The sequence below is a fragment of the Chrysiogenia bacterium genome (assembly GCA_020434085.1).
Lineage (GTDB): Bacteria > JAGRBM01 > JAGRBM01 > JAGRBM01 > JAGRBM01 > JAGRBM01.
Map to the genome: position 1 here is coordinate 1 of JAGRBM010000010.1, position 4,493 is coordinate 4,493.

The following is a 4,493-nucleotide window of genomic DNA, read 5'->3' on the forward strand; positions in this document are numbered from 1 at the left end:
ATAGCAGCCAATCCAGGAGACGAACCACGCCGGGAACGAAGGCTTTCGGGCCAGTGCTTTGCCGGTGGTCGGTCCCGTTCGCTCGGGCAGAATGACCTTATGAAGGGCCGGCTTTCCGTTCCAGTTCAGGTACAGGGGGAGGACATATTCCCTCAGATCGCCGAGCACCAGCGGCTCCACTTCAAGGACGCATTCGAGGAAAAGCCTGCGAGCCTCGTGCCGGGGGGCTTCCGCCACTCCCGGCTTCCAGAACTCCCCGCCGCCGAAGGAGAGCTTGCCCGGCTCCCTGCGCCTTTTTCCGCCCGCGTCCGCCATTGTATTGTCTCCCCGGTCTGCCCTGACCCGAGGGGCTTAACATGCAAACCCGCGCAGCCCGTGGCAAGGAGTAGCGAGGCGGATATTTTGTGCCCACCTTTTTCTCTTGCGCCCCGTCTTGCCCCGTTTCCGGGCCTTTAGAGCGCATTTAGACGCCCGTGTGCGGGGTTAGAGTTTCGCCGTCGTTTTGATCCGCTCCCAGACTTCTCGCCACTTTTGACCCCATGGCCCTCCGGCACGTTGCCGGGGGGCTTTTCCTTTGGCGCTCTGGCGCGAGCTGATTGCAATACGCCCGCCTCCGCCTAGAGTACCGCGCGGGGAGCAGGACCCCCGCAGGCTTCCATGACAGGCACATCCGCAGTTGAAGCTTCCTCCGCCGCTGCCCGGCGGCGCGCCCGCGCGCTTTCGGTGGGTGAGGGGATGTTGCAGGCCTGCATGGTGGGCTTTTCCGAGAGCTATCTCGGGGCCTTCGCCGTTCAGCTCGGCCACGGCGATGCCGCGCTCGCATTGCTCACCACGTTGCCGCTCTTCGTGGGCGGCTTTGCCCAGATCCTCTCGGGGCCCTGCGCCTCGCTGCTCGGCAGCTACAAGCGCCTGGTTCTGGTGGGCGCCGCCGCGCAGACGCTCAGCCACCTTGCCTTCATCGCCATCGCGCACACCGGTGACACGCGCCTGTGGCCGCTGCTGGTCGCGAAGATTCTCTTCTGGGGATCGGGCTCGCTTATCACGCCGGCTTGGGGCGCGTGGATGGGCGAGCTGACCGAGGACACGCGGCAGGCCCGCTATTTCGCATGGCGCTCGGGCGCGGCGCAGCTCGCGTTGCTTGCCTCCTTCAGCGCCGCGGGCGTCGTGCTCCATGGGGGAGAGGCGCGCGGCACGACGCTGGCAGCCTTTGCGCTTCTGCTCTCGCTGGGCTTTCTCTCGCGTCTTTTGAGTCTTGGCGTCTTTGCGCTGCAACTAGGCGACACCCATCCGATTCCCTGGCGCGGACTGGGCACGCGCATGCGGCTGGCGGTTCGCTCGGGAAGCTGGCGCATTCCGATTTTTATGGGCGCGCTCATGTTCGGGGCCCAGCTCTCCGTGCCCTTCTTCACGCCCTACATGTTGCGCGTGCTGCGCCTGGACTTCGGGGCCTTTGCGGTGCTCACGGCAACCGCCATCGGTGCCAAGATGATCGTGTTCCCGCTCTACCATCCCATTGCAGAGCGCGTGGGGCTTCGCTCGGTGTTGCTCTTTGCCGGCATGGGCGCGGTGGCAACGCCCGTGGCCTGGGCCTTTGCGCCAGGCTACGGCGCGCTGCTTGCCGCGCAGGTCCTCAGCGGCGCGGCCTGGGGCGGCGTGGAGTTCGCCAGCTTCCAGCTCCTGCTCGGCGCGGCCGGGCGCGAGTGTCGCGGCGAGTTCCTCTCGCTGGCCAATGCGCTCTCGGGCACGCTCCAGCTTGCGGGCGCAGTGATCGGCGGCGGGCTTCTCACCCAGCTCGACCTGGAATACCAGCAGGTCTTTCTCGTCTCCTCGGCCTTCCGCGCGGCGGCGCTGCTGGTACTCGTCCTCTCGGTGCGGGCCATCGAAATCCCGATGCGCCTGCCGCGCCTGATCTGGCGCGCCCGCACGGTGCGTCCCACCACCGGCGCCGTGCGCGAACCGGTCCTGCAGGAACTGATTCCCGAAGAGGGCGGCAGGGAAGCGCGTTAGCCCGGCTGGTGCGATGAGAGCGATTGCTGCTTCTCGCTGCAGTGGCATCCTAATAAAGACACATTGTTCCGCCGGCCCATGCGGCTAGACTGGGGACATCCCGTAGAGTCCCCACAGGGCCGGAGCAAGCGTTCGTGGCAGAGGGCGGAAACAGCAGGTGGCCGGCCGGAAAGGTCGGCAACCCACTGGAGTGGAGCGACCCGCTTCGCTGCCTGGTGGTGGCGCTCATTACCATTCCCTATCCCTTTCTCAATGCGGCCGAGCTGGGCGCGGTGGGAGCCGAACCCTCGCGCGCGCCGTTCATCGATCCCGCGGCGATCCCGATGTTCGTGCAGAGCCAGCTCTACTCCGGGTATCTGTGGCTCGTATTGATCGTCGTGTGTCTGGTCGCGCTCTGGCGCGGCGTGAAAGAGAGCCGCGCGCTTGTTCTGGTGACGGCGCTACTCTTCGGCTCCGGGCAGGGCGTTCTCATCTACTTTCTTGGAACGCTCACCACGCCGGCGATGGTGACCTTCCTGGGCTCGACCCTTGCCGCGGCAGTGTGGCTCGGCGTTGGGGCGGCGGTCCTGGGCATGGGCAGCGGCGCGATCATTTTGATCGGTACGACGATTGCCGAGAACGCAGGGGCCATTCCCTACGGCCCGCTCGTTCGGGCGGCGCCCTTCGCCGATGGGCAGCTTCATCCGTGGTGGTTGCGCATCGTGGGTTTGACCAGCGTGGGCTACACCGTGGGGACGCTCGCGATGATCGGGCTGGTTCTCTATCTGTGGAAAAAACGCGAGCGCGAGCTCGCGGACGCGAACGCAGCGCTGCTGCGAAACGCTGAAACAAAGGACCGCTTCGTCGCGACGGTCTCCCACGAATTGCGCACCCCGCTCACTTCGATTCTCGGCTCGCTGCGGCTGATGCAAATGAAACACGACCGCGGCGAGAGCGAGGACGACGCCGAGATTCTCAGCATCGCCGCGCGCGGGACCGACCGGCTGGTGCGGCTGGTCGGCGATCTGCTGGATATCCGCACGCTCGAGTCCGGGCATCTCACGCGCGCGCTTGTACCCACGGACCTGGTCGCGCTCACGCGGCAGGTGCGTGACGAGCTCCGACCGCTCGCGCAGTCGTGCGGGGTGGAGGTGGAACTGACCGTCGTGCCCGGCGCGGAAGGCAACTACCTGGCCGATCCCGACCGGCTCATGCAGGTTCTCTGGAACCTGCTCGACAACGCGATCAAGTATTCGCCCGAGGGCGGCCGCGTGGGCGTGGCGCTCTATGCGCTTCCCCGCGGCGGCGTGGCCCTGCGGGTCGAGGACCAGGGGCCGGGCATTCCCCCGGGCGCCGGCGAGGAAATCTTCGAGCCCTTCTACCGGGCCGGCGAGCTGAGCACGAACCCTGGTTCGGGGCTCGGCCTGTCCATCGTCAAGACCATCGCCGAGGCCCACGGCGGAAGGGTGCGCGCCGAAAACCGCCCCGAAGGCGGCGCGCGTTTCGTGGTGGAACTGCCGCTCAAGCATGCCGACTGACTCCTTGGACAAGCCCACTGCGCCGTACTAGTCTCTTGGACTTCAAAACAGTTGATGCGGGGAGCGAGTTATGAGCGAGTCACAAACACGAATCGATGCCATTGGCGAGAACCTTTACCGAATCCACACGCCGATCCCGCCGGAACAGGTGCCCGGGGGATTCAGCTTCAACCAGTATCTGCTCATCGACGAGCAGCCGCTGCTCTTCCACACGGGGCTGCGCGGCCTGTTCGAACCGGTGAGTGCGGCGATTGCCTCGGTGATGCCGCTCGAGAAGCTGCGCTACATTTCCTTCTGTCACTACGAATCCGATGAGTGCGGCGCGCTCAACGAGTTCCTGCGCGTCGCGCCGAGCGCCGAGCCGCTGTGCAGCCAGGTCGGTGCGATGACCAGCGTGGGCGATATCTCCGACCGGCCGCCGCGCGCGATGGCCGATGGGGAGGAACTCTCACTCGGCAAGCACGTCGTCCAGTGGATCGACGCGCCGCACGTGCCGCACGGGTGGGACAACGGGTTTCTGTTCGAGAAGACGACGCACACCCTTTTCTGTGGTGACCTGTTCACCCAGGGCGGGGCCGAGCACGAACCCGTTGCAGATCGGATCCTGGAGACCAGCGAGCAGATGCGCGCGGGCATGGATTACTTCGCCCACGGTGCCAACACCGGCCCGGTGCTCGATCGGCTCGCCGCGCTCGAGCCGAAGACGCTCGCCTGCATGCACGGCAGCGCCTGCCGCGGCGATGGCGGCGCGCTGCTTCGCGCGCTGGCGGGCAAGCTCGGCGCCTGAGCCGGCAGATCTCTTCACAGGATGCACAGGATGTTCAGGATCCCGGCGAAGAGAATTTCTCCCGTCCTGATCATGTCCATCCTGTGAATCCTTTTTTCCGATTCGCGGCGCAATGCTTCCTCGCTGCTTGCCAGGGGATAGCCCTCCCTTGCAGCTCCCAGACTAACGCGCGGGTGCGACAG

The 4,493-nt window shown here is 66.1% G+C and carries 4 protein-coding genes; 3 read left to right on the forward strand and 1 reads right to left on the reverse strand.

The window, feature by feature from the left end:
• Nucleotides 1-315, reverse strand: a 315-nt coding sequence (locus KDH09_00245) for a hypothetical protein (GenBank protein ID MCB0218094.1), incomplete at its 3' end; no start/stop codon positions are given.
• A gap of 342 nt (nt 316-657) precedes the next feature.
• On the opposite strand from KDH09_00245, the gene KDH09_00250 reads away from it, so the two are divergent.
• From KDH09_00250 to KDH09_00260, 3 genes are all read left to right on the forward strand, one after another.
• Complete coding sequence (locus tag KDH09_00250) at nt 658-2,007, forward strand: hypothetical protein (GenBank protein MCB0218095.1); 1,350 nt, start codon at nt 658-660, stop codon at nt 2,005-2,007.
• A gap of 134 nt (nt 2,008-2,141) precedes the next feature.
• On the forward strand, nt 2,142-3,524 hold the full coding sequence (locus KDH09_00255) for a HAMP domain-containing histidine kinase (GenBank protein MCB0218096.1): 1,383 nt from the start codon (nt 2,142-2,144) through the stop codon (nt 3,522-3,524).
• A 70-nt stretch (nt 3,525-3,594) separates the two neighbouring features.
• Nucleotides 3,595-4,311 carry an MBL fold metallo-hydrolase gene (locus KDH09_00260; GenBank protein ID MCB0218097.1) on the forward strand — a complete coding sequence of 239 codons (717 nt, stop codon included), beginning with the start codon at nt 3,595-3,597 and terminating at the stop codon, nt 4,309-4,311.
• Nucleotides 4,312-4,493 lie beyond the last annotated feature (182 nt).